The 23,385-nt window shown below is 70.8% G+C and carries 24 protein-coding genes, 1 pseudogene and 1 riboswitch; of the genes and pseudogenes, 15 read left to right on the top strand and 10 right to left on the bottom strand.

Translation table 11 applies throughout. The features are described 5' to 3' along the window. The first annotated feature begins 42 nt into the window (after positions 1-42). Together AB0924_RS09600 and AB0924_RS09595 are read left to right on the top strand one after the other, a co-directional pair. Positions 43-498: a VOC family protein gene (locus AB0924_RS09600; protein ID WP_358927579.1), complete on the top strand. Its 456-nt coding sequence runs from the start codon at positions 43-45 to the stop codon at positions 496-498. A gap of 43 nt (positions 499-541) precedes the next feature. Then, entirely contained in the window at positions 542-1,291 is a 750-nt protein-coding gene (locus AB0924_RS09595) for a VOC family protein (RefSeq protein ID WP_358927578.1), read from the top strand. A 72-nt stretch (positions 1,292-1,363) separates the two neighbouring features. Here AB0924_RS09595 and AB0924_RS09590 read toward each other — a convergent pair whose 3' ends face one another. The 5 genes and pseudogenes from AB0924_RS09590 to AB0924_RS09570 all read right to left on the bottom strand — a co-directional run bounded on the left by AB0924_RS09590 (position 1,364) and on the right by AB0924_RS09570 (position 5,133). Continuing rightward, on the bottom strand, positions 1,364-1,696 hold the full coding sequence (locus AB0924_RS09590) for a DUF952 domain-containing protein (protein WP_358927577.1): 333 nt from the start codon (positions 1,694-1,696) through the stop codon (positions 1,364-1,366). A gap of 72 nt (positions 1,697-1,768) precedes the next feature. Continuing rightward, positions 1,769-1,993, bottom strand: coding sequence for a hypothetical protein (locus AB0924_RS09585; RefSeq protein WP_358927576.1), 225 nt, complete (start codon positions 1,991-1,993; stop codon positions 1,769-1,771). 26 nt (positions 1,994-2,019) lie between these two features. Further along, positions 2,020-2,262 (bottom strand): annotated as a pseudogene (locus tag AB0924_RS09580) (dihydrofolate reductase family protein); the annotation flags it as partial. A 221-nt stretch (positions 2,263-2,483) separates the two neighbouring features. Then, on the bottom strand, positions 2,484-3,614 hold the full coding sequence (locus AB0924_RS09575) for a family 2 encapsulin nanocompartment cargo protein polyprenyl transferase (protein WP_366911068.1): 1,131 nt from the start codon (positions 3,612-3,614) through the stop codon (positions 2,484-2,486). A 112-nt stretch (positions 3,615-3,726) separates the two neighbouring features. Beyond that, complete coding sequence (locus tag AB0924_RS09570) at positions 3,727-5,133, bottom strand: family 2B encapsulin nanocompartment shell protein (RefSeq protein ID WP_366911067.1); 1,407 nt, start codon at positions 5,131-5,133, stop codon at positions 3,727-3,729. Positions 5,134-5,423: 290 nt separating this feature from the next. Here AB0924_RS09570 and AB0924_RS09565 point away from each other — a divergent pair, with 290 nt between their 5' ends. Both AB0924_RS09565 and AB0924_RS09560 read left to right on the top strand, forming a co-directional pair. Continuing rightward, positions 5,424-6,017: an N-acetylmuramoyl-L-alanine amidase gene (locus tag AB0924_RS09565; protein WP_358927573.1), complete on the top strand. Its 594-nt coding sequence runs from the start codon at positions 5,424-5,426 to the stop codon at positions 6,015-6,017. Positions 6,018-6,051: 34 nt separating this feature from the next. After that, entirely contained in the window at positions 6,052-6,945 is an 894-nt protein-coding gene (locus AB0924_RS09560; RefSeq protein ID WP_366911066.1) for a pyridoxal-phosphate dependent enzyme, read from the top strand. Between the two features lie 30 nt (positions 6,946-6,975). Here the strand turns inward: AB0924_RS09560 and AB0924_RS09555 are convergent, their stop codons facing one another. Beyond that, complete coding sequence (locus AB0924_RS09555; protein WP_358927571.1) at positions 6,976-8,571, bottom strand: Na+/H+ antiporter; 1,596 nt, start codon at positions 8,569-8,571, stop codon at positions 6,976-6,978. A 62-nt stretch (positions 8,572-8,633) separates the two neighbouring features. On the opposite strand from AB0924_RS09555, the gene AB0924_RS09550 reads away from it, so the two are divergent. The 3 genes from AB0924_RS09550 to AB0924_RS09540 all read left to right on the top strand — a co-directional run bounded on the left by AB0924_RS09550 (position 8,634) and on the right by AB0924_RS09540 (position 10,658). Continuing rightward, positions 8,634-8,894, top strand: coding sequence for a UBP-type zinc finger domain-containing protein (locus tag AB0924_RS09550; RefSeq protein ID WP_358927570.1), 261 nt, complete (start codon positions 8,634-8,636; stop codon positions 8,892-8,894). Between the two features lie 262 nt (positions 8,895-9,156). After that, a complete protein-coding gene (locus AB0924_RS09545) occupies positions 9,157-9,570 on the top strand; it encodes an anti-sigma regulatory factor (RefSeq protein ID WP_004925829.1) in 414 nt (137 codons plus the stop codon). After that, the gene (locus AB0924_RS09540) at positions 9,567-10,658 is read left to right on the top strand and encodes an RNA polymerase sigma factor SigF (RefSeq protein ID WP_358927569.1); all 1,092 of its coding nucleotides are present in this window, start codon (positions 9,567-9,569) and stop codon (positions 10,656-10,658) included. Before AB0924_RS09545 ends, AB0924_RS09540 begins: the two co-directional genes overlap by 4 nt. Before the next feature lie 19 nt (positions 10,659-10,677). On the opposite strand, the gene AB0924_RS09535 is transcribed toward AB0924_RS09540, so the two are convergent. After that, the gene (locus AB0924_RS09535; protein WP_366911065.1) at positions 10,678-11,130 is read right to left on the bottom strand and encodes a hypothetical protein; all 453 of its coding nucleotides are present in this window, start codon (positions 11,128-11,130) and stop codon (positions 10,678-10,680) included. Positions 11,131-11,290: 160 nt separating this feature from the next. On the opposite strand from AB0924_RS09535, the gene AB0924_RS09530 reads away from it, so the two are divergent. Together AB0924_RS09530 and AB0924_RS09525 are read left to right on the top strand one after the other, a co-directional pair. Next, the gene (locus tag AB0924_RS09530; RefSeq protein WP_358927567.1) at positions 11,291-12,259 is read left to right on the top strand and encodes a diacylglycerol kinase family protein; all 969 of its coding nucleotides are present in this window, start codon (positions 11,291-11,293) and stop codon (positions 12,257-12,259) included. A gap of 320 nt (positions 12,260-12,579) precedes the next feature. Next, the gene (locus tag AB0924_RS09525; RefSeq protein WP_006142322.1) at positions 12,580-12,837 is read left to right on the top strand and encodes a WhiB family transcriptional regulator; all 258 of its coding nucleotides are present in this window, start codon (positions 12,580-12,582) and stop codon (positions 12,835-12,837) included. A 164-nt stretch (positions 12,838-13,001) separates the two neighbouring features. On the opposite strand, the gene AB0924_RS09520 is transcribed toward AB0924_RS09525, so the two are convergent. Together AB0924_RS09520 and AB0924_RS09515 are read right to left on the bottom strand one after the other, a co-directional pair. Further along, positions 13,002-14,468: a PAS domain-containing sensor histidine kinase gene (locus AB0924_RS09520; RefSeq protein WP_358927634.1), complete on the bottom strand. Its 1,467-nt coding sequence runs from the start codon at positions 14,466-14,468 to the stop codon at positions 13,002-13,004. Between the two features lie 344 nt (positions 14,469-14,812). Beyond that, positions 14,813-15,442, bottom strand: coding sequence for a TetR/AcrR family transcriptional regulator (locus AB0924_RS09515; protein ID WP_358927566.1), 630 nt, complete (start codon positions 15,440-15,442; stop codon positions 14,813-14,815). Positions 15,443-15,633: 191 nt separating this feature from the next. Here AB0924_RS09515 and nagB point away from each other — a divergent pair, with 191 nt between their 5' ends. The 6 genes from nagB (at position 15,634) to AB0924_RS09485 (ending at position 23,205) form a co-directional block, all read left to right on the top strand. Beyond that, a complete protein-coding gene (nagB, locus tag AB0924_RS09510) occupies positions 15,634-16,419 on the top strand; it encodes a glucosamine-6-phosphate deaminase (RefSeq protein ID WP_366911064.1) in 786 nt (261 codons plus the stop codon). A gap of 200 nt (positions 16,420-16,619) precedes the next feature. Then, on the top strand, positions 16,620-17,384 hold the full coding sequence (locus AB0924_RS09505; protein ID WP_358927564.1) for a GntR family transcriptional regulator: 765 nt from the start codon (positions 16,620-16,622) through the stop codon (positions 17,382-17,384). 137 nt (positions 17,385-17,521) lie between these two features. Next, the gene (locus AB0924_RS09500; protein WP_358927563.1) at positions 17,522-17,785 is read left to right on the top strand and encodes a DUF3311 domain-containing protein; all 264 of its coding nucleotides are present in this window, start codon (positions 17,522-17,524) and stop codon (positions 17,783-17,785) included. Continuing rightward, a complete protein-coding gene (gene mctP, locus AB0924_RS09495) occupies positions 17,782-19,410 on the top strand; it encodes a monocarboxylate uptake permease MctP (RefSeq protein WP_358927562.1) in 1,629 nt (542 codons plus the stop codon). Before AB0924_RS09500 ends, mctP begins: the two co-directional genes overlap by 4 nt. Positions 19,411-19,545: 135 nt before the next feature. Further along, positions 19,546-19,684: riboswitch (cobalamin riboswitch) on the top strand. A gap of 123 nt (positions 19,685-19,807) precedes the next feature. Beyond that, positions 19,808-22,192: a ribonucleoside-diphosphate reductase subunit alpha gene (locus tag AB0924_RS09490; RefSeq protein ID WP_366911063.1), complete on the top strand. Its 2,385-nt coding sequence runs from the start codon at positions 19,808-19,810 to the stop codon at positions 22,190-22,192. Beyond that, the gene (locus AB0924_RS09485) at positions 22,192-23,205 is read left to right on the top strand and encodes a ribonucleotide-diphosphate reductase subunit beta (protein ID WP_351662632.1); all 1,014 of its coding nucleotides are present in this window, start codon (positions 22,192-22,194) and stop codon (positions 23,203-23,205) included. The genes AB0924_RS09490 and AB0924_RS09485 overlap by 1 nt, the downstream gene beginning before the upstream one ends. Here the strand turns inward: AB0924_RS09485 and AB0924_RS09480 are convergent. Continuing rightward, entirely contained in the window at positions 23,118-23,372 is a 255-nt protein-coding gene (locus AB0924_RS09480; protein WP_358927559.1) for a hypothetical protein, read from the bottom strand. The genes AB0924_RS09485 and AB0924_RS09480 overlap by 88 nt on opposite strands. Between the last annotated feature and the right edge of the window lie 13 nt (positions 23,373-23,385).

Below are 23,385 nucleotides of genomic sequence, written 5' to 3'. Positions count from 1 at the left end.
AGTTTCCGCGCACGGTGGCCCGGCTGCGCCTAGCGTGAGGCCATGGACCTGAAACTCAAGCAGTGCTTCATCGCCGTGGACGACCACGACAAGGCACTCCACTTCTACTGTGACGTGCTCGGCATGGAGGTCCGCAACGATGTGGGCTTCGAGGGGATGCGGTGGGTCACCGTGGGCTCGCCGCTGCAGCCGGACGTGGAGATCGTGCTGGAGCCGCCGGGTGCCAGCCCGGACATCTCGGCGGCCGACAAGCAGGCGATCGCCGAACTGCTCGCCAAGGGGCTGCTGCGCGGCGTCATCTTCACCACCGCCGACTGCGACGCGCTGTACGAGCGGGTCCGGGAGGCCGGCGGCGATGTGCTGCAGGAGCCGACGGACCAGCCGTACGGGGTGCGGGACTGCGCGTTCCGCGACCCGGCCGGGAACATGCTGCGGTTCCTCCAGCGGCCCGCGGAACCGGACACGGGTCGCTGGCCCGTGGACCCGGAGTCGGGCTGAGACTCCGCGCGCTCGACGCGGCCGGCGCCCTACGATCCCGGCCATGGACACCATCCGCTGGACGTACGCCTTCGCCGACCGCCCCTTCGGCCGTCTCGCCGAGGCCCATGCCTTCTGGACGGCGGTCACGGGCACCCGGCTCTCCGGATTCCGGGGCGAGCGGCAGGAGTTCGTGACGCTGCTGCCGGACGGCGCGGATCCCTGCCTGAAGCTGCAAGGGGTCCTCGACGGGGACGGCGGGGCCCACCTCGACTTCTTCGTCGACGACGTGCGAGCGTTCATGGCGACGGCCACCGGACTCGGCGCTGTGACGGTCGCCGATCACTCGGACTGGGCCGTGCTGCGCTCGCCGGGCGGGCAGCCGTTCTGCGCCGGGCTCTGGCAGGGGGAGAAGGTACGGCCGCCGGTCGTCGACGGCAGCCGCCTGGACCAGGTGTGCCTGGACATCCCGCCCGCCGGTTTCGACACCGAGAGCGCCTTCTGGGCGGCGCTGACCGGCTGGGACCTGCTGACGGGGTCCAGACCGGAGTTCCGGGTGCTCAGGCCGCCGGCCGGTCAGCCGGTGCGGATCCTGCTGCAGCGCATCGACGACGACCGTCCGGCCTCCGCCCACCTGGACCTCGCCTGCGCGGACATCGGGGCGGCCCGGACCCGGCACGAGCGGCTGGGCGCCACCCACGTCCAGGACGGGCCGCACTGGACGGTGATGCGCGACCCGGCCGGCGGCACCTACTGCCTGACCGGACGCGACCCCGGCACAGGAGCGCTGCCGACGGCGGCCGGGGAGCCGTAGTCGGGTACGCGCGGAGGGACCTCCCCACACGGCCCGGGCCACCGGCGCCGACGGCGCGCGCCCTCCTGCCGGTCACCCCCAGGGCTCGACGTCCACCACGGCGCCGACCGGGACGGGCCCGTACACGTGCGGGAACTCCTCGCCGTTCGGCGGCATGGCCTCGTACCTCACCGGCACGCCGAGCAGGGCCGGGTCCACGACCAGCACGACCAGCTCGTCCGGACCCTCGTACCCGCCGTACAGGAAGGCCGCGATGCGCGGGAGCTGTTCGCGGGTGGAGAAGTGGACGAACCCCTGCTCCTGAAGGGTGCGGCCACGGGTGGACACCTCGTAGGTGCCGCGTGCGCGGGCTTCGTCCCACAGCGCGCGTTCGGTGATGTGGACGATGTGCGGAAGCTTCGGCATGCGGCCACGCTACGGCCCCGGCCGGGCCGCGCACACGGCGAGAAGCGGCCGGTGCGAGGGCTCGGCACGGGTTCAGGACTGTCGCGCGGTGGACCCACCGGGCCGTGACGGCTCGGTCCCGGTGTCCGGGGCGGCCGGTACGGCGGGCTTGGCGTGCTCCGCGCGGGACGCGCAGTCGGGGTTGTGGCAGGGACCGGGGCCCCACTTCGGCACCCACGCGCCCAGCGTCTTGTGCCGGCCGACGACGGTTTCGACGGGCTGCCCGCAGTCGGGACAGACCCTGTTCTCGCTGCCCATGTCCTCAGGGTAGGACGGGCGAGGACTCAGCGCTCCCTGCGGTACGTCCGCACGGTCACCCCGCTGCCGAAGGTGCGGACCGAGTCCAGGGCGAACTGGGTGATTCCCTGGCCGATGCCGAACATCGGCATGCCGGTGCCGTAGACGATCGGGTAGCTCTTGACGACGAGTTCGTCGATCTCGTCGAGCAGGGTTCCGGCGAGCCGCGAGCCCCCGCCCAGGTAGATGTCCGGGCCGCCTTGCTCCGCCTTCAGTTCGCGCACGCGGCCGTACTGGCGCGGGAGGGCGCACGCGGGCTGACATTCCGCGCGGTGGACGGGGTGGCCGGCGTGCCACCGGAGGTGCTGGAGCGGGCAAACGGCGGGTCCCGCGCACGGTGGGGGTGCGCGGGCCCCGCCCGGGGCCGGAGCCCCGGTGACCGCGCGGGGTCAGGAACCGCACGGTCCCGGTGGCTCCGGGGTCCTCGGCCGCCCGTCGGGCGACGGCCGGCTCAGCTGCTGCGCCGGGTCACGAACTCGGCGAGGGCCAGCAGTCCGCCCGCCGTCTCCGGGGCGGGGACGGCGCGGGCCAGTTCCTGCACCGCCCGGGCCATCCGGTCGGCCGCCTCGGCCTGCGCCCAGTCCCGGCCGCCGGCCCGCTCGACCGCCAGGGCCGTGCGCGCGATCTCCCCGCTGTCCCCGTCCTCCCCGTCGGCGTACGGCTTGCCGTACAGCGCGGCGAGTTCGGCTCCCGCGGAGGTGCCGGAGGTCAGCGCCGCCACCACCGGCAGGGACTTCTTGCGGGCGGCGAGATCCGCACCGGCCGGCTTGCCGGTGCGCAGCGGGTCGCCCCATATGCCGATCACGTCGTCGATCAGCTGGAAGGCGAGCCCGGCCTGGCGCCCGAAGCCGTCCAGCGCCGCCACTTCCTCCTCCCCGGCACCCGCGTACAGCGCACCCAGCGCACAGGCACAGCCCAGCAGCGCGCCGGTCTTCGCCTCGGCCATGGCGAGCACCTCGCCCAGGGTCACCTCCTCGGGAGCGCGCCGCTCCAGTGCCGTGTCGGTGTGCTGCCCGGCGCACAGCTCGACGACACAGTCAGCGAGCCGGGCGACGGACGGTCCGGAAGCCGGGTGCGGATCCGCGGCGAGCAGCCGCAGCGCCAGTGCCTGCATCGCGTCCCCGGCGAGGATCGCGTCGGCGTCGCCGAAGACGGTCCAGGCCGTGGGCCGGTGTCTTCGGGTGGTGTCCCGGTCCATCACGTCGTCGTGCAACAGCGTGAAGTTGTGGACCAGTTCGACCGCGACGGCGGCCCGGACGGCCGCCGCCCTCGCTCCCGGGCCGCCGAGTGCCGCGGCCGCGGCAAGGACGAGCGCCGGCCTGATCGCCTTGCCCGCGTTGCCCGCCGCCGCGGTGCCGTCGGCGTGCTCCCAGCCGAAGTGGTAGCGGGCGATCCGGCGCATCGGACCGGGCAACGAGTCGACGGCCGCGCGCAGTTCCGGGTCCACGACGGCCCGGGTCCGCTCCAGCAGCACCGTGGCCTCCTGCCCGTCCGGCGGGCCGGCCGCGGCGCCACCGGTGGACTCGCGCGGCTCACGCGGTCCGGGTGCGCGCTGTCTGGTCTCCGTCATGAAGTCGGCCATGGCTCCCCCTCGCGATGCCCGCGGACGGCGGCGCTCCCGCCCCGGGTGAACGCATCCCCCGAGGATGTACCCGCCCCGGAGGGCGGGGACACGGCGGCGCGGTGCGCGGACGTCACCTCCACCGGCCGATCTCGACGTTCTCCAGCACGCCGAGCGCATCGGGCACCAGGACCGCGGCCGAGTAGTACGCCGTCACCAGGTACTTGATGACCGCCTGTTCGTTGATGCCCATGAACCGGACGGACAGGCTCGGCTCGATCTCGTCCGGGATACCTGACTGCCTCAGCCCGACGACGCCCTGGTCGGCCTCGCCGGTACGCATGGCGATGATCGAGGTCGTGCGCTCAGCGGTGACGGGGATCTTGCTGCACGGGTAGATCGGCACGCCACGCCAGGTGGGGATGCGGCTGCCGCCGATGTCGATGGTCTCCGGGACCAGTCCGCGCTTGTTCAGCTCACGCCCGAACGCGGCGATCGCGCGCGGGTGGGCGAGGAACAGCTTGGTGCCCCGCCGGCGGCTGAGCAGCTCGTCCATGTCGTCCGGGCCGGGTACGCCGTCGTGCGGCTGGATCCGCTGGTCGTACTCGCAGTTGTGCAGCAGCCCGAAGTCCCGGTTGTTGACCAGCTCGTGCTCCTGACGTTCCTTCAGCGCCTCTACCGTCAGCCGCAGTTGCTGCTCGGTCTGGTTCATCGGCTGGTTGTACAGGTCGGCCACGCGCGAGTGGATGCGCAGCACGGTCTGGGCGATGCTCAGTTCGTACTCGCGCGGCCGGGCCTCGTAGTCGACGAAGGTGTGCGGGATGTCCGGCTCGCCGCTGTGGCCGGCGGCCAGCTCGACCTCCTTCTCGCCGAACTTGTTGGTCCGCTGCTGGGGGATGGAGCGCAGCCGCCGGAGGTGTTCGCGCAGCGAGTCGGAGCGCTCGGCCACCTGCTCGAAGTCCTCGCGGCCGAGGACCAGCACCGTGCACGCGGTGTCCGCGCGGGCGGTGTACTCCCAGATCGAGTCCGGATCCAGCAGCGCCGCCTCGCCGAAATAGGCGCCGTCGGCGAGGACGCCGAGGACCGCGTCGTCGCCGTACGGACCCGAGCCGATCTTCTCGACCCTGCCGTGGGCCAGCAGGTAGACCTTCTCGGTCCGGGCGCCGAAGGAGGCGATGACCTCTCCCGGCGCGAAGTTCCGCTGGCGGCAGCGCCGGGCCAGTTCGGTGAGGACCTCGTCGTCCTCGTACGAGCGCAGCGCCGGCAGCTCGCCGAGTTCGGCCGGGACGACCTCCACCTGGTCCCCGGTCTTCACGAACGTGATGCGGCCGTCGCCGACGGCGTACGTCAGCCGCCGGTTCACCCGGTACGTGCCACCCTGGACGTCCACCCAGGGCAGCGTGCGCAGCAGCCAGCGAGAGCTGATCTCCTGCATCTGCGGAACGGACTTGGTGGTGGTGGCCAGGTTCCGCGCTGCCGCCGTGCCGAGAGACTGCTGCGGCTTGCCCTGCTCCGTGCGGACCTCTTCGCCTACCGACATATGGGGATGCCCTCTCATGTATGCCCGGCGCCGAATCGCACACCGGTCTCACGAGCAAGCTTCCATTACGTAACGTAGCCGTGCCATTACCCGAAAGAGCGGGAATGGATCATCGCACTAGTGGGCAGAAAGTGGGATCTTGTCCAGCACCACCCGGGATGCGCCACGTGTCCGGATCGGCTCGCACGGTGTGCGAAGGAGGTGGTCCGGGACGTCCGGCTTCGGTAGAAGCAGCCTTACGAGTGGGCCGCGACCGGCGGCCGACCGGGCACAGCACGAAGGAGGCGGTCATGGCCCCACCCATGTCCGCGAGCGGGTTTCTGGCCGCACTGCGAGCGGAGGGCGCGACGGTCGTCGAGGTCGGCGACTGGCGGCACCACAACCGCAACCACAAGGGCCCCTGGGGCCCGGTCCACGGCGTGATGATCCACCACACGGTGACCCGCGGCAGCGCCCACACGGTCGAGGTCTGCCGCGACGGGCACGCGGCGCTCCCCGGCCCGTTGTGCCACGGCGTGATCACCAAGGACGGAAGGATCCACCTGGTCGGCTACGGCCGCGCCAACCACGCCGGGCTCGGTGACGACGAGGTGCTGCGGGCCGTGATCGGCGAGAAGCGGCTGCCGCCGGACAACGAGGCGAACACCGACGGCAACCGGCACTTCTACGGCTTCGAGTGCGAGAACCTGGGCGACGGCGACGACCCGTGGCCCGATGCGCAGCTGGACGCGATCGCGCGGGCGGCGGCGGCCGTGTGCCGCCACCACGGCTGGACGGAACGGTCGGTGATCGGCCACCTGGAGTGGCAGCCGGGCAAGGTGGACCCGCGCGGCTTCTCGATGGCGTGGCTGCGGGAACGGGTGAGGGATCGCCTGAAGTCGTAGCCGTCCGCGGCCCCCGCCGGGCGACAATGGGGGCGTGACCAGCACCGACCCGCTCGCCCCGCGCCTGCCCTCGCCCCTGCGGGAGGTACGGGACGACCGGTTCGGCCGACGCGGCCTGCGCCTGCTCCTCAAGCGGGACGACCTGATCCACCCGGAGCTGATCGGCAACAAGTGGCGCAAACTGGCGCCCAACATCGAGGCGGCACGGGGGCGGGCGCTGGTCACCTTCGGCGGCGCCTACTCCAACCATCTGCGCGCGACGGCGGCGGCGGGCCGGCTGCTGGGGCTGCCCACCACCGGCGTGGTCCGGGGCCAGGAGCTGGCCGGGCGGCCGCTCAACCCGTCGCTGGCCCGGTGCGCGGCCGACGGCATGCGACTGCACTTCATCGACAGATCGACATACCGTCACAAGCACGAGCCGAAGACCCTGGCCGCGATCCTGCGCGCGGCCGGGGCCGAGGACGCGTACGCCGTCCCCGAGGGCGGCAGCAACGCCGCGGCCGTGCGCGGCTGCCTGGCCCTGGGAAGGGAGTTGGGCGGACAGGCCGATGTCGTCGCGGTGGCCTGCGGCACCGGCGGCACGCTCGCCGGACTCGCCGCCGGGCTGCCCCCCGACAGCCGGGCGCTCGGCATACCGGTGCTCAAGGGCGGCTTCCTGGCCGCCGACGTACAGGCCCTGCAGGAGGACGCCTTCGGCGCCCGCAGCGGGAACTGGTCCGTGGACGACCGCTTCCACTTCGGCGGCTACGCCCGCACGACGCCCGCGCTCGACGCCTTCGCACAGGACTTCGAGCAGCGCCATTCCCTGCCCGTGGAGCGGCTATATGTCGCCAAGATGCTCTACGGACTCGTCTCCCTGGCCGAGGAGGGCGCCTTCGCGCGCGGGACGACGGTCACGGCGGTGGTCACCGGGCGGCCCTTCCCGTAGCCCCGCCACCCACCAGCCGGTCGAGTCGCCCTACGCGGCCTCCCGGTACGCGGCCGCCTCCTCCAGGTCGAGCCTGCGCAGCAGCGCGCGCAGCATCTCGTCGTCGATGTGGCGGCTGTCGCGGAGCCTGACGAACACCTCGCGCTCGGCGCTGATCATCTCGCGGGACAGGCGGCGGTAGGTGTCGTCGACGGACTCACCCGTGACCGGGTTGACCTGGCCGAGCCGCTCCCAGACGGCGTTGCGGCGGTGTTCCAGCACCGAGCGCAGGCGGTCGGCGAGCGGCGGCGGCAGGGCGTTGCGCTCGTCGGAGAGGAGTTCCTCGAGGCGGCTCTCCGCGGCCCGGGAGGCCTGGGCCTGGGCGTTGGCCTCGGCCAGCGTCTCCGCCTGCCGGTCGCGGCCGGGGAATTTCAGCAGGCGGATCAGCGGCGGCAGGGTCACCCCCTGGATGACCAGCGTGCCGATGACGGTGGTGAAGGTCAGGAAGAGGATCAGGTTGCGCTGCGGGAAGGGGTGGCCGCCGTGCACGGTCAGCGGGATGGAGAACGCGATGGCGAGGGAGACCACTCCGCGCATCCCGGCCCACGAGGTCACCAACGCCCCCCGCCAGGTCGGGTTCTCCTCACGCGTTCTGATCCGCTCCGACAACAGGCGGGGCAGGAAGGTCGCAGGGTAGACCCAGATGAACCGGGCCAGCACGACGACCACGAAGACCACGACCGCGTACCGGGCGGCCGTGACGCCCTCGTACTCACCGAGGCCCTTCAGGACGACCGGAAGCTGGAGGCCGATCAGGGCGAAGACGACGGACTCCAGGATGAAGGCGACCATCTTCCACACCGCTTCCTCCTGGAGCCGGGTGGCGAAGTCGACCTCCCACGCGCGGTGCCCGAGATAGAGGGCGACGACCACGACCGCGAGGACGCCGGAGGCGTGCACCTGCTCGGCGACGCTGTAGGCGACGAACGGGATCAGCAGGGACAGCGTGTTCTGCAGCAGCGGTTCCCTCAGGTGCGTGCGCAGCCAGTGCAGGGGCGCCATGAGCAGGAGGCCGACGCCGACACCACCGACAGCCGCGATCAGAAACTCCTCGATGCCGTCCGCCCAGGTGGCACTCTCGCCGATGGCGGCGGCCAGCGCCACCTTGTAGGCGGTGATCGCGGTGGCGTCGTTCAGCAGGGACTCCCCCTGCAGGATCGTGGTGATCCGGGACGGCAGCCCGACCCGACGGGCGACCGCCGTGGCGGCGACCGCGTCGGGCGGCGCCACCACCGCGCCCAGCACCAGGGCGGCGGGCAGCGGCATCCCGGGGATGACCAGATGGGCGGCCCAGCCCACGACGACGGTCGCGAACAGCACGTACCCCACCGACAGCAGCGCCACCGGCCTGAACTGGGCCCGCAGGTCGAGGTAGGAGCTGTCGCTCGCCGAGGTGTACAGCAGCGGGGGCAGCACGAGCGGCAGGACCACCTCGGGGTCGAGCCGGTAGTGCGGCACGCCGGGGATGTAGGAGACCGCCAGGCCGGCCGCGACCAGCAGCAGGGGCGCCGGCAACGGAGTACGCCGGGCCGCTCCCGCGACCGCGGCACTCCCCGCCACCAGCAGGAGCAGCGGCATCACGTCCATGGTCCTCGCCCACCCTCGATTTTCCGCGCGGCCACCCGCACGCCCGTCGTAACCTGGCAATCATGAAACAGTGCACGCACTCTGGCGCGCTGCCGCACCCTCCACCCGATCCGCTCAGCGAGACGTGCCCGGAGTGTCTCGCGCAGGGCACACATCCGGTTCAGCTGCGGCTCTGCCTGACCTGTGGCCACATCGGCTGCTGCGACTCCTCGCCGGGACGGCACGCCACGGGGCACCACACGGAGACCGGCCACCCGGTGATGCGGACGTTCGAGCCCGGCGAGGACTGGCGCTGGTGCTTCGTCGACCACGTACTCGTGTGACACTTCAGGGAGTGGCCACCGCCGACGGTTCGGGCGTGTGACGCCGGGGTACGTCAACCCGGCGCGCGCTCTTCCCATTTGGGCCCGCAGACCCCCTAGACACGGAGCGTGTCCGCAGCTTTACTGTGAGTGACGTCAGGGGGTTGGGGCCCCGGGGACAGAAACGTTCGGAGCGCGATAGCGTCACCGCGGAACCACGTATGCGTTAGCCCGGGGGGCGACCCTCGGCCCCGTAAAGCTTGTACCACCATGGAGGTGAGGGGTGTCCCAGATCGCAGGCGAGCCCGCGACCCAGGACTTCGTGGAAGTCCGGCTGCCGGCTGCGGGTGCCTACCTGTCGGTGCTGCGGACGGCCACGGCCGGTCTCGCGGCCCGCTTGGACTTCACCCTGGACGAGATCGAGGATCTGCGGATCGCCGTGGACGAGGCCTGCGCGATCCTGCTGCAGCAGGCCGTGCCCGGCTCCGTGCTCAGCTGTGTCTTCCGCCTCGTCGACGACTCGCTCGAGGTCACGGTGTCGGCGCCGACCACCGACGGCCACGCCCCCTCGCGGGACACCTTCGCCTGGACGGTGCTCTCGGCACTGGCGGGGAAGGTCTCGTCCGCCGTCGACGAGGACAAGACCGTGTCGATCAGCCTCTACAAACAGCGCGGCGCGGGCCCCGGGCCGGCGTGAGGAACGGGGACGGGCCGGTGCGGGACGAAGAGCGCGGCACACGGGAGCTGCCCGCGGAGGGCCGAGGCCCCACGGACGGCGCCCGACGCATGGCGGACGGCGTCGACGGCATCCCCGAGCAGGCCAGGCCGCACCCGGAGGACGACTCCGCTGAGGCCGCCGGCGACGGTGCCGTGCAGAGCGCGCCTCCGAAGGCACGCGGCGGATCTGGGTCCGCCGCCCGTGCGGAGGCGGCTCGGGGAAGGGCTACGGGCGGGACGATGAGCGAGCACGAGCGAAACGCGGAGGACGACGCGGTGGGCGCCGAGGCCGTGCACGCCACCCAGCACGATCCCCAGGACCGCAGCGGGGCCCGTGCGATGTTCCTCGAACTGCGCCGGCTGAACGCGGGCAGCGCGGAGTACGCGGAACTGCGCAACCAGCTCGTCCGTATGCACCTGCCGCTCGTCGAGCATCTCGCGCGCCGCTTCCGCAACCGGGGCGAGCCGCTGGACGACCTCACCCAGGTCGCCACGATCGGCCTGATCAAGTCCGTCGACCGCTTCGACCCGGAGCGCGGCGTGGAGTTCTCCACGTACGCCACCCCGACCGTCGTCGGCGAGATCAAGCGGCACTTCCGCGACAAGGGCTGGGCGGTCCGGGTGCCGCGCCGGCTGCAGGAGCTGCGCCTGGCGCTGACGACGGCCACGGCGGAGCTGTCCCAGCTGCACGGCCGCTCGCCCACGGTCCACGAGCTGGCCGAGAAGCTGGCCATCTCCGAGGAGGAGGTCCTGGAGGGGCTGGAGTCCGCCAACGCGTACTCCACGCTGTCGCTGGACGTCCCCGACACCGACGACGAGTCCCCCGCGGTGGCCGACACCCTCGGCGCCGAGGACGAGGCGCTGGAGGGCGTGGAGTACCGGGAGTCCCTCAAGCCCCTGCTGGAGGACCTGCCGCCCCGCGAGAAGCGGATCCTGCTGCTGCGTTTCTTCGGGAACATGACCCAGTCGCAGATCGCGCAGGAGGTCGGCATCTCCCAGATGCACGTGTCCCGGCTGCTGGCGCGGACCCTGGCCCAGCTGCGGGAGAAGCTGCTGGTGGAGGAGTGAGCGGACCGGAGCGGGCCGCCTACTCGGCCCGGCCCGGCCCCTTGATCCCGAGCGCCCGGGTCGTCGCGGGGCTCACCAGGAGCACCAGGGCGGCGACCGCCACGACGGCGAGGGCGATACCGCCCGGAATGGCCATGCTGTCGGCCTGGAGCAGGTTGTAGGCCACCGGCAGGGCCATGAGCTGGGTGATCACCGCCGGCCCGCGGCTCCAGCCGCGCCGCAGCAGCAGGCCGCGCGCGGCGAGCAGCGGCAGCAGTGCCAGTACCAGCAGGGTGATTCCGCCGGTCACGGCCTGCTGACGGTCGTTCGGGTCGCCGGTGAGCCCGAGGACCAGGATCCACACGCCGCCGATCACGAGGGCGGCCCCCTCCAGCGCGGCCAGCGCCGCCGCGTACGTCAGCCGGCGCGGGCGCGGCCCGGGAGTAGCGGGGGCTTCGGCGGTGTCCGGGGCGGGGTTCTGCTCACTGCTCACCCCTGAAGGGTATCCGCCGGACGTCCGGGGCAGCCGCGGGGAGGTGCCGCGCGCGGACCGCCGCGCCGGGGGCCCGCGTGGGCAGGCTCACGCCCTCTCCTCTTACCGGATCCCTACCTCGGTCTGGGCCGGGTACCCCCCAGTAGGTACGCTGCCATCCATGCGTGCACTTCTCGTGGTCAATCCGGCGGCAACCACCACAAGCGCACGCAGGCGTGATGTGCTGATCCACGCGCTGGCGAGCGAGATGAAGCTCGAGGCGGTCACCACCGAGTACCGCGGCCACGCCCGTGACCTGGGTCGGCAGGCCGCGCAGAGCTCTGACATCGACATGGTCGTGGCCCTCGGCGGCGACGGCACCGTCAACGAGGTGGTCAACGGCCTGCTCCACGCGGGCCCCGACCCGGACCGGCTGCCCGGTCTCGCCGTGGTGCCGGGCGGTTCCACCAATGTCTTCGCCCGTGCGCTCGGTCTGCCCAACGATCCGGTCGAGGCCACCGGCGCCCTGCTGGACGCCCTGCGCGAGAACAGCGAGCGGGTCGTCGGCCTGGGCCTGACCTCGGGCACGCCCGGCACCGAGGACGAGTCGGTGCCGTCGCGCTGGTTCACCTTCAACGCGGGTCTGGGCTTCGACGCGGGCGTGGTCGGTCGGGTGGAACAGCAGCGTGAACGCGGGAAGAAGTCGACCCACGCGCTGTACGTACGTCAGGTGATGCGCCAGTTCCTCGGTGAGCAGCACCGCCGGCACGGCACGATCACGCTCGAACGGGCCGGCGAGGACCCGGTCACCGATCTCGTGGTCGCCATAGCCTCGAACACGTCCCCGTGGACGTATCTCGGCAATCGCCCGATGTACACGTCACCTAAGGCCTCGTTCGACACGGGCCTCGACGTACTCGGTCTCAGCCGCCTGTCCACGGCCGCGGTTGCCCGGTATGGCACCCAGTTGCTCACTTCGTCCCCCGAGCGGGGACCTCATGGGAAGCATGCCGTCTCACTCCATGATCTGGACCGCTTCACCTTGCATTCGAAGGTGCCACTGCCCCTTCAGATGGACGGTGACCACCTGGGGCTGCGAACCAGCGTGACGTTCACAGGCGTACGCCGCGCACTGCGTGTGATTGTGTGAGCGGAAGAGGCGAAAGTCCTTTCACTCGAACGTTTAGGCCAGGATCCACCCCATGGAAGTACGGCTGTGACCCAGTCGACACCGAGGAATCAAAAAAAACTTTCCGGAAGGGGTTGTATCCGCCGCTGAGGTTTGCGAGTCTCTACCTGGCGATCGGGACGGCCCGCAACACCGGCCTCCACTGATCACCGGAACCCCTCTTCAAACCAAAGGACCACGCCGGGGAGACTCGGCGCTCGGCCCTTCACTTGTTGAGGGATTCGTGAAAGCGTTCACATTCACAAGCAACTTGCACGTAATACCAAGGAGAGGTAGCAGCCATGGACTGGCGTCACAACGCCGTTTGCCGCGAGGAAGACCCCGAGCTCTTCTTCCCCATCGGCAACACCGGTCCTGCGCTGCTGCAGATCGAGGAAGCCAAGGCCGTCTGCCGTCGCTGCCCCGTTATGGATCAGTGTCTGCAGTGGGCGCTCGAGTCCGGTCAGGACTCCGGCGTCTGGGGTGGTCTCAGCGAGGACGAGCGCCGCGCCATGAAGCGCCGCGCCGCCCGCAACCGGGCTCGTCAGGCCTCCGCCTGACATCCCCACCCCGATGACAGCCTGAGCTTGGCGGCGCGTACACCGCGTACGCATCTCCCGCCCCCGAGCCGCAGCGCGCAGTACCCCCGATGCGCATAGCTTCGAGCTTCAGCCCCGGATCACCAAGTGGTCCGGGGCTCAATGCTGTTCGGGCCCGGACGGGCTCACTTCTGCGCGCTCACCGGGATGTCGAGGATCACCCGGGTCCCCCGCTCCGGCGCCGGGACCATGTCGAAGGTGCCGCCCAACTCGCCCTCCACCAGCGTCCGTACGATCTGCAGGCCGAGGTTGCCCGAGCGGTGCGGGTCGAATCCCTCGGGCAGTCCGACGCCGTCGTCCTGGACGGTGACCAGCAGGCGGGCCTCCTTGCTGGTGCCGCCGCGGATCGCGGAGACCTCGACCGTGCCGGTGTCGCCCTCACGGAAGCCGTGCTCCAGGGCGTTCTGCAGCACCTCGGTGAGCACCATCGACAGCGGGGTGGCGACCTCGGCGTCGAGCACGCCGAAGCGCCCGCTGCGCCGGCCGGCCACCTTGCCCGGTGAGATCTCGGCGACCATCGCGAGCACGCGGTCGGCGATGTCGTCGAACTCCACGCGCTCGTCGAGGTTCTGGGAGAGCGTCTCGTGCACGATCGCGATCGAGCCGACCCGGCGGACGGCCTCCTCCAGAGCCTCCCGGCCACGGTCGGAACCGATGCGCCGGGCCTGCAGCCTGAGCAGGGCCGCGACCGTCTGCAGGTTGTTCTTCACCCGGTGGTGGATCTCCCGGATCGTCGCGTCCTTGGTAATCAACTCACGTTCGCGGCGCCGGAGTTCGGTGACGTCCCGGCACAGCACCAGCGAACCTATGCGGGTGCCCTTGGGTTTGAGCGGAATGGCCCGGAACTGGATGACCCCGTCGTTCCCCTCGATCTCGAACTCACGCGGCGCCCAGCCGCTCGCCACCTTGGCGAGCGCCTCGTCCACCGGGCCCCTGGTGGGTGCGAGTTCGGCGGTGGTCCGCCCCAGGTGGTGGCCGACCAGGTCGGCGGCGAGGCCGAGCCGGTGGTAGGCGGACAGGGCGTTAGGTGAGGCGTACTGGACGGTGCCGTCCGCGTCCAGCCGGATCAGTCCGTCGCCGACCCTCGGCGAGGCGTCCATGTCGACCTGCTGGTCGGGGAAGGGGAAGGAGCCGGCTGCGATCATCTGCGCGAGGTCCGAGGCGCTCTGCAGATAGGTCAGCTCGAGCCGGCTCGGGGTGCGGACGGTGAGCAGGTTGGTGTTGCGGGCGATGACGCCGAGGACCCGGCCGGCGCGGCGTACGGGGATGGACTCGACCCGGACGGGCACCTCCTCGCGCCACTCCGGGTCGCCCTCGCGCACGATCCGGCCCTCGTCGAGCGCCGCGTCCAGCATGGGCCGCCGGCCGCGCGGGACCAGATGGCCGACCATGTCGTCCTGGTACGAGGTCGGGCCGGTGTTGGGGCGCATCTGGGCGACCGAGACGTACCGGGTACCGTCACTGGTCGGGACCCACAGGACCAGGTCGGCGAAGGAGAGGTCGGAGAGCAGCTGCCACTCCGAGACCAGCAGGTGGAGCCACTCGAGGTCGGAGTCGTCGAGGGCCGTGTGCTGGCGTACGAGTTCGTTCATGGAGGGCACGATGCGAGCGTACCCGGGGTCGCACGGGTGACCGAAAAACACCCGCGGGCCGCGGCGCCTGGAAGGGACCCTCAACCCTTCCGGCACCGCAGCCCGGAGCATCATCGGCCGCGGGGTGTGCGGTCCCGGCCGGCCGAAGGCCGAGGAGCCGGGGCAGTCAGGGCAGAGAGCGCCGGGTCCTCGGTCCGCCTTCCTGTGCGGGGAAGACGGAAGCTGTTCATTTTTCCCTACGGGATCCCCTTACGCATTGTGGACTAGACCACGAGGGCATGTCCATGCGCGCGGGGGCATGCGTCGATACGGCACGCGATGCCACGCAGCCTAGCCCGCCCGGCTCAGCCGCGGGGCCAGATGGCCATGGCAATTTCGGCGAGCGCCTCCAGCTCCGCCCGCGTCGCACCGTCCCGGGCCTGCTGGGACATGCCGTGGAGCACCGCGGTCGCGTGCCGGGCGAGGGCCGCGGCGTCGGCACCGGCGGGCAGCGCACCGGCCGCCGCGTCGGCCCTGATCCGGGACTCCAGAGCGGCCAGGGACGCGTCGCGCCGGTCCCGCAGCAGCCGCTCGACCTCGGGACTCGTGCAGTTGGTGGCCGCGTGCGCGACCAGGCAGCCGTAGGGGTGCTCGGGGTCGGTGTACCGGGTGGCGGCCTCGCGCAGTGTGCGCTCGACGGCGGCCCGGGCGGTGGGCTCCTCGGCCAGGGCCCGGTCGGCGAAGGCGCCGTGGGTGCCTGCGTAGACCCCGACGACCTCCTCGAACAGGGTCCGTTTGTCACCGAAGGCCGCGTAGAGGCTCGGGGCGCCGATACCCATGATCCGGGTGAGGTCGGAGACCGAGGTCGCCTCGTAGCCGTGCCGCCAGAAGGCCGTCAGCGCCTTCTCCAGGGCGGTCGTCCGGTCGAAGGAGCGTGGGCGGCCACGTGATTTCGAGGGTCTGGCCTGCGCGTTCGTCCCCTGACCGGTCTCCATGCAGGGCATTCTATAGCGATCCCTAAAGAAATGTCGGCCTGGCGTAGTACAGTTTTAATGTAGCGATCACTAGAAAACAAGGGCGAGCGGCTCGCGAACCACTGCCTGCGGCCGTCCATTCTGTTAGATTGGTCTAAACCACATGGCACGTTTCCCAGACTCCAAGCCCTCTTGAGAACGGCAGGCCCAGCGTGGAAGTTGTCATCGTTCCGGACGCCGCGGCGGGCGGCGAGCTGATCGCCGAGGCCATGGCCGGGCTGCTGCGACGCAAGCCCGACGCGCTGCTCGGTGTGGCCACCGGTTCCACTCCGCTGCCCGTCTACCAGGCACTGGCCCTCAAGTGGCGCTCCGGTGCGGTGGACACCTCCGGAGCCCGCATAGCCCAGCTCGACGAATACGTGGGGCTGCCCGCCGACCACCCCGAGTCCTACCGCTCGGTGCTGCGCCGGGAAGTGCTGGAGCCGCTCGGCATCGCAATGGAAGCCTTCCTCGGACCCGACGGCACCGCCGAGGACGTCCAGGCGGCCTGCGAGGCCTACGACCGCGCGCTCGCCGAGGCCGGCGGTGTGGACCTGCAACTGCTCGGGATCGGGACGGACGGGCACATCGGGTTCAACGAGCCGTGCTCCTCGCTCGCCTCGCGCACCCGGATCAAGACGCTGACCGAGCAGACCCGGATCGACAACGCGCGCTTCTTCGACGGTGACATCGAACAGGTGCCGCACCACGTGATCACCCAGGGCATCGGCACCATCCTGGAAGCCCGCCACCTGGTGCTGCTCGCCACCGGCGAGGGCAAGGCGGACGCGGTCGCCGCCACCGTCGAGGGGCCGGTCGCGGCCGTCTGCCCGGCCTCGGCGCTCCAGCTGCACCCGCACGCCACGGTGGTCGTCGACGAGGCCGCCGCGTCCAAGCTCAAGCTGGCCGACTACTTCCGCCACACCTACGCCAACAAGCCGGACTGGCAGGGCATATAGGGGGCGTCCGGCGCGTCCGCCCCGGCGCGCCAGGGGGTGGCGCCGGGGCCGCTGGACTAGACCAGCAGAGGGTGCGCCGGTATACAGAGGAGATCACGGAGCGTGCGGGTGGAGCCCGCCACACGAAGCCGTGCCACGATGTGAGCCGTGGCCGACGGTCGGTCGGTCGCTTTCGGCATCCGGAGCCGGGAAGGCAGAGCATGAGCACCGACGTCAGCAGCGCGGAGCACGAGACCGGCACGACGGTCCGTACCGCGCGCGTGCCCAAGTACTACCGCTTGAAGAAGCACCTGCTCGACATGACAGAGACGCAGGCGCCGGGCACGCCGGTCCCGCCGGAGCGCACGCTGGCGGCCGAGTTCGACACCTCCCGCACGACCGTCCGGCAGGCCCTGCAGGAGCTCGTCGTCGAGGGCCGGCTCGAGCGCATCCAGGGCAAGGGCACCTTCGTCGCCAAGCCGAAGGTGTCCCAGGCGCTGCAACTGACCTCCTACACCGAGGACATGCGCGCCCAGGGCCTGGAGCCCACCTCGCAACTGCTGGACATCGGGTACATCACCGCCGACGACCGGCTCGCCGAGCTGCTCGACATAACGGCCGGCGGCCGGGTGCTGCGCATCGAGCGGCTGCGCATGGCCAACGCCGAGCCCATGGCCATCGAGACCACCCATCTGTCGGCCAAGCGCTTCCCCGCGCTCCGGCGTTCGCTGGTGAAGTACACGTCCCTGTACACCGCACTCGCCGAGGTCTACGACGTCCATCTCGCCGAGGCCGAGGAGACCATCGAGACCTCGCTGGCCACCCCGCGCGAGGCGGGTCTGCTCGGCACCGACGTCGGTCTGCCGATGCTGATGCTCTCCCGCCACTCCCTGGACCACGCCGGCCGGCCGGTGGAGTGGGTGCGGTCCGTCTACCGGGGTGACCGGTACAAGTTCGTCGCCCGCCTGAAGCGTCCTCAGGACTGACCGGCGCCCAGGACCTTCACGCTCCGCACGCGAAATCGATGTGCCGATATGCGGACGAGGTCTTCCGCTTCCGTGACGGCGTCACCTAGATTGCCTGCGCATTACACAGGTGATCAGCGAGGGGACGGAGCCGTGGCATGTCCGAAACGCAAGAAGTGAGACCACCGGTGGTGACACCGGTCCGGGTGGTCATCGGCCTGAGTCTCGTCGCGCCCTTCGTGGCGCTGCTGTGGGTCGGCTCGTACGCCAAGACGGATCCCGCGTTCATCGGGATCCCGTTCTTCTACTGGTACCAGATGCTGTGGGTGGTCATCTCCACCGCGCTCACGATGCTGGCGTACAAGCTGTGGCAGCGTGACCAGCGCGCCCGTGGTGCCCGGAACGGGGGTGCGGCGAAGTGAAGGACGGCGTCAACGGCGTCGCGCTCGGCGTCTTCATCTTCTTCTTCCTGGCCGTCACGGTCATGGGCTTCCTGGCCGCACGCTGGCGCAAGGCCGACAACGAGCACTCCCTGGACGAATGGGGCCTGGGCGGACGGTCGTTCGGCACCTGGATCACGTGGTTCCTGCTCGGTGGCGACCTGTACACGGCGTACACCTTCGTCGCCGTACCGGCGGCGATCTACGCGGCGGGCGCGGCCGGCTTCTTCGCGGTCCCGTACACGATCCTCGTCTACCCGCTGATCTTCACGTTCCTGCCCCGCCTGTGGTCGGTCTCGCACCGCCACGGCTACGTCACCACCTCTGACTTCGTACGCGGGCGGTTCGGCTCCAAGGGCCTGTCGCTGGCCGTGGCGGTCACCGGCATCCTCGCGACGATGCCGTACATCGCGCTCCAGCTCGTCGGCATCCAGGCGGTGCTGGACGTGATGGGCGTCGGCGGCGGCGAGAGCACCAACTGGTTCGTGAAGGACCTGCCGCTGCTGATCGCCTTCGGCGTACTGGCCGCGTACACCTACTCGTCCGGTCTGCGTGCCCCCGCCCTGATCGCGTTCGTGAAGGACACGCTGATCTACATCGTCATCGCGGTGGCGATCATCTACATCCCGATCAAGCTGGGCGGGTTCGACGACGTCTTCGCCAAGGCGGGCGACGCCTTCAGCCAGGTCAACCCGGCGACCGGCAAGCCGCGCGGCGCGCTCGCACCGCCGGAGGCGGGCCAGTGGACGTACGCCACCCTGGCGCTCGGTTCCGCGCTCGCCCTGTTCATGTACCCGCACTCGATCACCGCGACCCTGTCGTCCAAGAGCCGTGAGGTGATCCGCCGCAACACCACCCTCCTGCCGCTGTACTCGCTGATGCTGGGTCTGCTGGCCCTGCTCGGCTTCATGGCGATCGCGGCCGGGGTGAAGGTCACCAACGGCCAGCTGGCGATCCCGCAGCTGTTCGAGGACATGTTCCCCGACTGGTTCGCGGGTGTGGCCTTCGCGGCGATCGGTATCGGCGCCCTGGTGCCCGCGGCCATCATGTCCATCGCGGCGGCGAACCTGTTCACCCGCAACATCTACAAGGACTTCATCAAGCCGGACGCCACGCCGAAGGAGGAGACCCGGGTCTCCAAGATCGTGTCGCTGCTGGTGAAGGTGGGCGCGCTGGTCTTCGTCCTGACGATGGACAAGACGGTCGCCATCAACTTCCAGCTGCTGGGCGGCATCTGGATCCTGCAGACCTTCCCGGCCCTGGTCGGCGGCCTGTTCACCCGCTGGTTCCACCGCTGGGCGCTGCTCGCCGGCTGGGCGGTCGGCATGGTGTACGGCACGCTCGCCGCGTACGGGGTGGCCTCGCCGACCCAGAAGCACTTCGGCGGTTCCGCGAAGGAGATCCCGGGCATCGGGGAGATCGGCTACATCGGCCTCACCGCGTTCGTGCTCAACGTCGTGGTCACCGTGGTTCTCACCTTCGTCCTGAAGGCCGTGAAGGCCCCGGAGGGCCTCGACGAGACCCGGCCGGAGGACTACACGGCGGACGCGGGCGACCCGGGGGTCGAGGTGGAACTCCCGCCGGCCACCGCGGGCAGCGCCCACTAGCGCGAGCCGGCCACGAACCACCCCGCAGCGGGCCGCCGAGGGCACCTCCCACGGCGGCCCGCTGTCATGCGAGTTGACCCTGCGGAGCCACCACAACACGCAACAGGCACAACATGTGGGGGTGACACGACAGCCCGGCACTAGATGTATGCTCATGCTCGCTGTCGCCGCAGGGGAATCCGGTGCGAATCCGGAACTGTCCCGCAACGGTGTACTTGCGTGTTTCCGCACGCCTGTTTCAGTCCGAGGACCTGTCGGCAGCGCGCGCCCGGCCGTCCGGTCCGGGTGCTCATCGACGTCCGGGCCTCGTGGAATGGGCCGGGGACGCGACGCCGTGCGCGCTCGCGCTGACCCCTGCCCTCCGCAAGGCCCCGTGCCGAGCGAGGGAGAGCCCCACGTGACCATCGCGCCAGCCGACCCGGCTTCAGCCACCCCGGCGAGCGGAGCCCCGGTGGAGACCGACGGTCCCGGTACCGCGCTGCTGCGGACCCTGACCGAGCTGACCGCCGACCTCCCCGACGCCGACCCCGGCCGGGTCGCCGCGGCCGCGCTGCGCGGCCGGTCCGCCCGGGCCGACGAGGCGGAGTTGCGCGAGCTGGCCACGGAGGCGGCCGCCGGACTGATCTCCGAGGACCCCGCCTACTCCCGGCTGGCCGCCCGGCTGCTGACCGTCTCCATCCGCGCCGAGGCCGCCTCGCAGGGCGTCACGTCCTTCACCGGGTCCGTCGCCGTGGGCCACCGGGAGGGCCTCATCGCCGACCGCACCGCGGAGTTCGTACGGCTGCACGCCGAACGGCTCGACGCGCTGGTCGACCCGGCGGCCGACGACCGCTTCGGCTACTTCGGCCTGCGCACGCTGCACAGCCGGTACCTGCTGCGCCACCCCATCACCCGCCAGGTGATCGAGACGCCCCAGCACTTCATGCTGCGCGTCGCCGCCGGGCTGGCCGAGGACGACACCGCCCGCTCCGTGGACGAAGTCGCCGCGCTCTACGGGCTGATGAGCCGCCTCGACTACCTGCCCTCCTCCCCCACCCTCTTCAACTCCGGCACCCGGCATCCGCAGATGTCGTCCTGCTACCTCCTCGACTCCCCGCTGGACGAGCTGGACTCCATCTACGACCGCTACCACCAGGTCGCCCGCCTCTCCAAGCACGCCGGCGGCATCGGCCTGTCGTACTCCCGTGTCCGCAGCCGCGGTTCGCTGATCCGGGGCACCAACGGGCACTCCAACGGCATCGTGCCGTTCCTGAAGACGCTGGACGCCTCGGTGGCCGCGGTGAACCAGGGCGGCCGGCGCAAGGGCGCCGCCGCCGTGTACCTGGAGACCTGGCACTCCGACATCGAGGAGTTCCTGGAGCTGCGCGACAACACCGGTGAGGACGCCCGCCGTACGCACAACCTGAACCTCGCGCACTGGATCCCGGACGAGTTCATGCGCCGGGTCGACGCCGACGAGCGGTGGTCGCTGTTCTCGCCGGCGGACGTGCCGGAGCTGGTGGACCTGTGGGGCGAGGAGTTCGACGCCGCGTACCGCAGGGCGGAGGCCGCCGGGCTCGCGAAGAAGACGATGCCCGCCCGGGACCTGTACGGCCGCATGATGCGCACCCTCGCGCAGACCGGCAACGGCTGGATGACCTTCAAGGACGCCGCCAACCGCACCGCCAACCAGACGGCGACCGCCGGCCACGTCGTGCACTCCTCCAACCTGTGCACCGAGATCCTGGAGGTCACGGACGACGGCGAGACCGCGGTCTGCAACCTGGGGTCGGTCAACCTCGGCGCCTTCGTGGACACGGCGGCCGGCGGCCTCGACTGGGAGCGGCTCGACGAGACGGTCCGCACGGCCGTCACCTTCCTCGACCGCGTGGTCGACATCAACTTCTACCCGACCGAGCAGGCGGGCCGGTCGAACGCCAACTGGCGTCCGGTGGGGCTGGGCGCGATGGGCCTGCAGGACGTCTTCTTCAAGCTGCGGCTGCCCTTCGACTCCCCCGAGGCCAGGGCCCTGTCCTCCCGGATCGCCGAGCGGATCATGCTCGCCGCGTACGAGGCCTCCGCGGACCTCGCCGAGCGCAACGGCCCGCTGCCGGCCTGGCGGAAGACCCGTACCGCGCAGGGCGTCCTGCACCCCGATCACTACGGGGTCGAGTTCACCTGGCCGGAGCGCTGGGCGGCCCTGCGGGCACGGATCGCCGAGGTCGGCATGCGCAACTCGCTGCTCCTGGCCATCGCGCCCACGGCCACGATCGCGTCCATCGCGGGCGTGTACGAGTGCATCGAGCCGCAGGTGTCCAACCTGTTCAAGCGCGAGACGCTGTCCGGCGAGTTCCTTCAGGTCAACTCGTACCTGGTGAGGGAGCTGAAGGAGCTGGGCGTGTGGGACGCCCGCACCCGCGAGGCGCTGCGCGACGCCAACGGATCCGTGCAGGACTTCGCCTGGATCCCGGCGGACGTACGGGCCCTGTACCGCACGGCGTGGGAGATCCCGCAGCGCGGTCTGATCGACATGGCGGCGGCCCGGACCCCGTTCCTCGACCAGGCGCAGTCGCTGAACCTGTTCCTGGAGACGCCGACCATCGGCAAGCTCTCCTCGATGTACGCGTACGCCTGGAAGTCGGGCCTGAAGACGACGTACTACCTGCGCTCGCGCCCGGCGACCCGGATCGCCCGCGCCGCCCGGGCGCAGACCCAGACCCCCATCCCCGTGCAGCAGGCCGCCGACCCCGACGCCGTCGCCTGCTCCCTTGAGAACCCCGAGTCCTGCGAGGCCTGCCAGTGATGACCAGCGAAGCCAAGAACCTGCTCGACCCCGGCTTCGAGCTGACTCTCCGCCCGATGCGCTACCCGGACTTCTACGAGCGCTACCGGGACGCCATCAAGAACACCTGGACCGTCGAGGAGGTCGACCTCCACTCGGACGTCGCCGACCTCGCGAAGCTGACGCCGGCCGAGCAGCATCTGATCGGCCGTCTGGTCGCCTTCTTCGCGACGGGCGACTCGATCGTCGCGAACAACCTGGTGCTGACCCTCTACAAGCACATCAACTCCCCCGAGGCCCGGCTCTATCTGAGCCGCCAGCTCTTCGAGGAGGCCGTCCACGTCCAGTTCTACCTGACGCTGCTGGACACCTATCTGCCCGACCCGGACGACCGGGCGGCGGCGTTCGCGGCGGTGGAGAACATCCCCTCCATCCGGGAGAAGGCCGGGTTCTGCTTCAAGTGGATCAACGAGGTCGAGAAGCTGGACCGGCTGGAGTCCAGGGCCGACCGCCGCCGCTTCCTGCTGAACCTCATCTGCTTCGCCGCGTGCATCGAGGGCCTGTTCTTCTACGGCGCCTTCGCGTACGTCTACTGGTTCCGCAGCCGGGGTCTGCTGCACGGTCTGGCCACCGGCACCAACTGGGTGTTCCGCGACGAGACGATGCACATGTCGTTCGCCTTCGACGTGGTCGACACCGTCCGCAAGGAGGAGCCGGACCTGTTCGACGACGAACTGCGAGGGCAGGTCACGGACATGCTGCGGGAGGCCGTCGAGGCCGAGCTGCAGTTCGCGCGCGACCTGTGCGGTGACGGCCTCCCGGGCATGAACACCGAGTCGATGCGGCAGTACCTGGAGTGCGTCGCCGACCAGCGCCTGACGCGCCTCGGCTTCGCCCCGGTGTACGGCTCGGAGAACCCCTTCTCCTTCATGGAGCTTCAGGGCGTTCAGGAGCTGACGAACTTCTTCGAGCGCCGCCCGTCGGCGTACCAGGTGGCCGTGGAGGGCACGGTCGACCTGGACGAGGACTTCTGAACCTCCTTCTCCCGGCTCTTCGCACCCCGGGCCTCCTGAGCCTCCCTGAGCTGTCGGTCGACGCGCCTTTCGCGGGCGATGCCGAGGACGGACGGGAGGATCAGGAGGACCAGGATGCCCAGGGTGGTGAGCATTCCGATCAGGCCTTCGATCTGGTTTCCGGTCATGACACCACTGTCG

The organism is Streptomyces sp. NPDC047869 (assembly GCF_040704065.1).
Lineage (GTDB): Bacteria > Actinomycetota > Actinomycetes > Streptomycetales > Streptomycetaceae > Streptomyces.
Note: the sequence above shows the minus strand (reverse complement) of the source record. Positions and strands in the feature narration are given on the sequence as shown.

What these genes read in the sequence shown, in the direction of transcription:
- AB0924_RS09550 (WP_358927570.1), top strand. Translation starts at nt 8,634, where the DNA reads ATGAAACAGTGCACGCACTCTGGCGCGCTGCCGCACCCTCCACCCGAT.
- AB0924_RS09565 (WP_358927573.1), top strand. Translation starts at nt 5,424, where the DNA reads ATGGCCCCACCCATGTCCGCGAGCGGGTTTCTGGCCGCACTGCGAGCG.
- AB0924_RS09480 (WP_358927559.1), bottom strand. Translation starts at nt 23,372, where the DNA reads ATGACCGGAAACCAGATCGAAGGCCTGATCGGAATGCTCACCACCCTG.
- AB0924_RS09595 (WP_358927578.1), top strand. Translation starts at nt 542, where the DNA reads ATGGACACCATCCGCTGGACGTACGCCTTCGCCGACCGCCCCTTCGGC.
- AB0924_RS09555 (WP_358927571.1), bottom strand. Translation starts at nt 8,571, where the DNA reads ATGGACGTGATGCCGCTGCTCCTGCTGGTGGCGGGGAGTGCCGCGGTC.
- AB0924_RS09585 (WP_358927576.1), bottom strand. Translation starts at nt 1,993, where the DNA reads ATGGGCAGCGAGAACAGGGTCTGTCCCGACTGCGGGCAGCCCGTCGAA.
- AB0924_RS09600 (WP_358927579.1), top strand. Translation starts at nt 43, where the DNA reads ATGGACCTGAAACTCAAGCAGTGCTTCATCGCCGTGGACGACCACGAC.
- AB0924_RS09515 (WP_358927566.1), bottom strand. Translation starts at nt 15,442, where the DNA reads ATGGAGACCGGTCAGGGGACGAACGCGCAGGCCAGACCCTCGAAATCA.
- AB0924_RS09570 (WP_366911067.1), bottom strand. Translation starts at nt 5,133, where the DNA reads ATGTCGGTAGGCGAAGAGGTCCGCACGGAGCAGGGCAAGCCGCAGCAG.
- AB0924_RS09575 (WP_366911068.1), bottom strand. Translation starts at nt 3,614, where the DNA reads ATGGCCGACTTCATGACGGAGACCAGACAGCGCGCACCCGGACCGCGT.
- AB0924_RS09520 (WP_358927634.1), bottom strand. Translation starts at nt 14,468, where the DNA reads ATGAACGAACTCGTACGCCAGCACACGGCCCTCGACGACTCCGACCTC.
- AB0924_RS09590 (WP_358927577.1), bottom strand. Translation starts at nt 1,696, where the DNA reads ATGCCGAAGCTTCCGCACATCGTCCACATCACCGAACGCGCGCTGTGG.
- AB0924_RS09500 (WP_358927563.1), top strand. Translation starts at nt 17,522, where the DNA reads ATGTCCGAAACGCAAGAAGTGAGACCACCGGTGGTGACACCGGTCCGG.
- AB0924_RS09525 (WP_006142322.1), top strand. Translation starts at nt 12,580, where the DNA reads ATGGACTGGCGTCACAACGCCGTTTGCCGCGAGGAAGACCCCGAGCTC.
- AB0924_RS09505 (WP_358927564.1), top strand. Translation starts at nt 16,620, where the DNA reads ATGAGCACCGACGTCAGCAGCGCGGAGCACGAGACCGGCACGACGGTC.
- AB0924_RS09485 (WP_351662632.1), top strand. Translation starts at nt 22,192, where the DNA reads ATGACCAGCGAAGCCAAGAACCTGCTCGACCCCGGCTTCGAGCTGACT.
- AB0924_RS09530 (WP_358927567.1), top strand. Translation starts at nt 11,291, where the DNA reads ATGCGTGCACTTCTCGTGGTCAATCCGGCGGCAACCACCACAAGCGCA.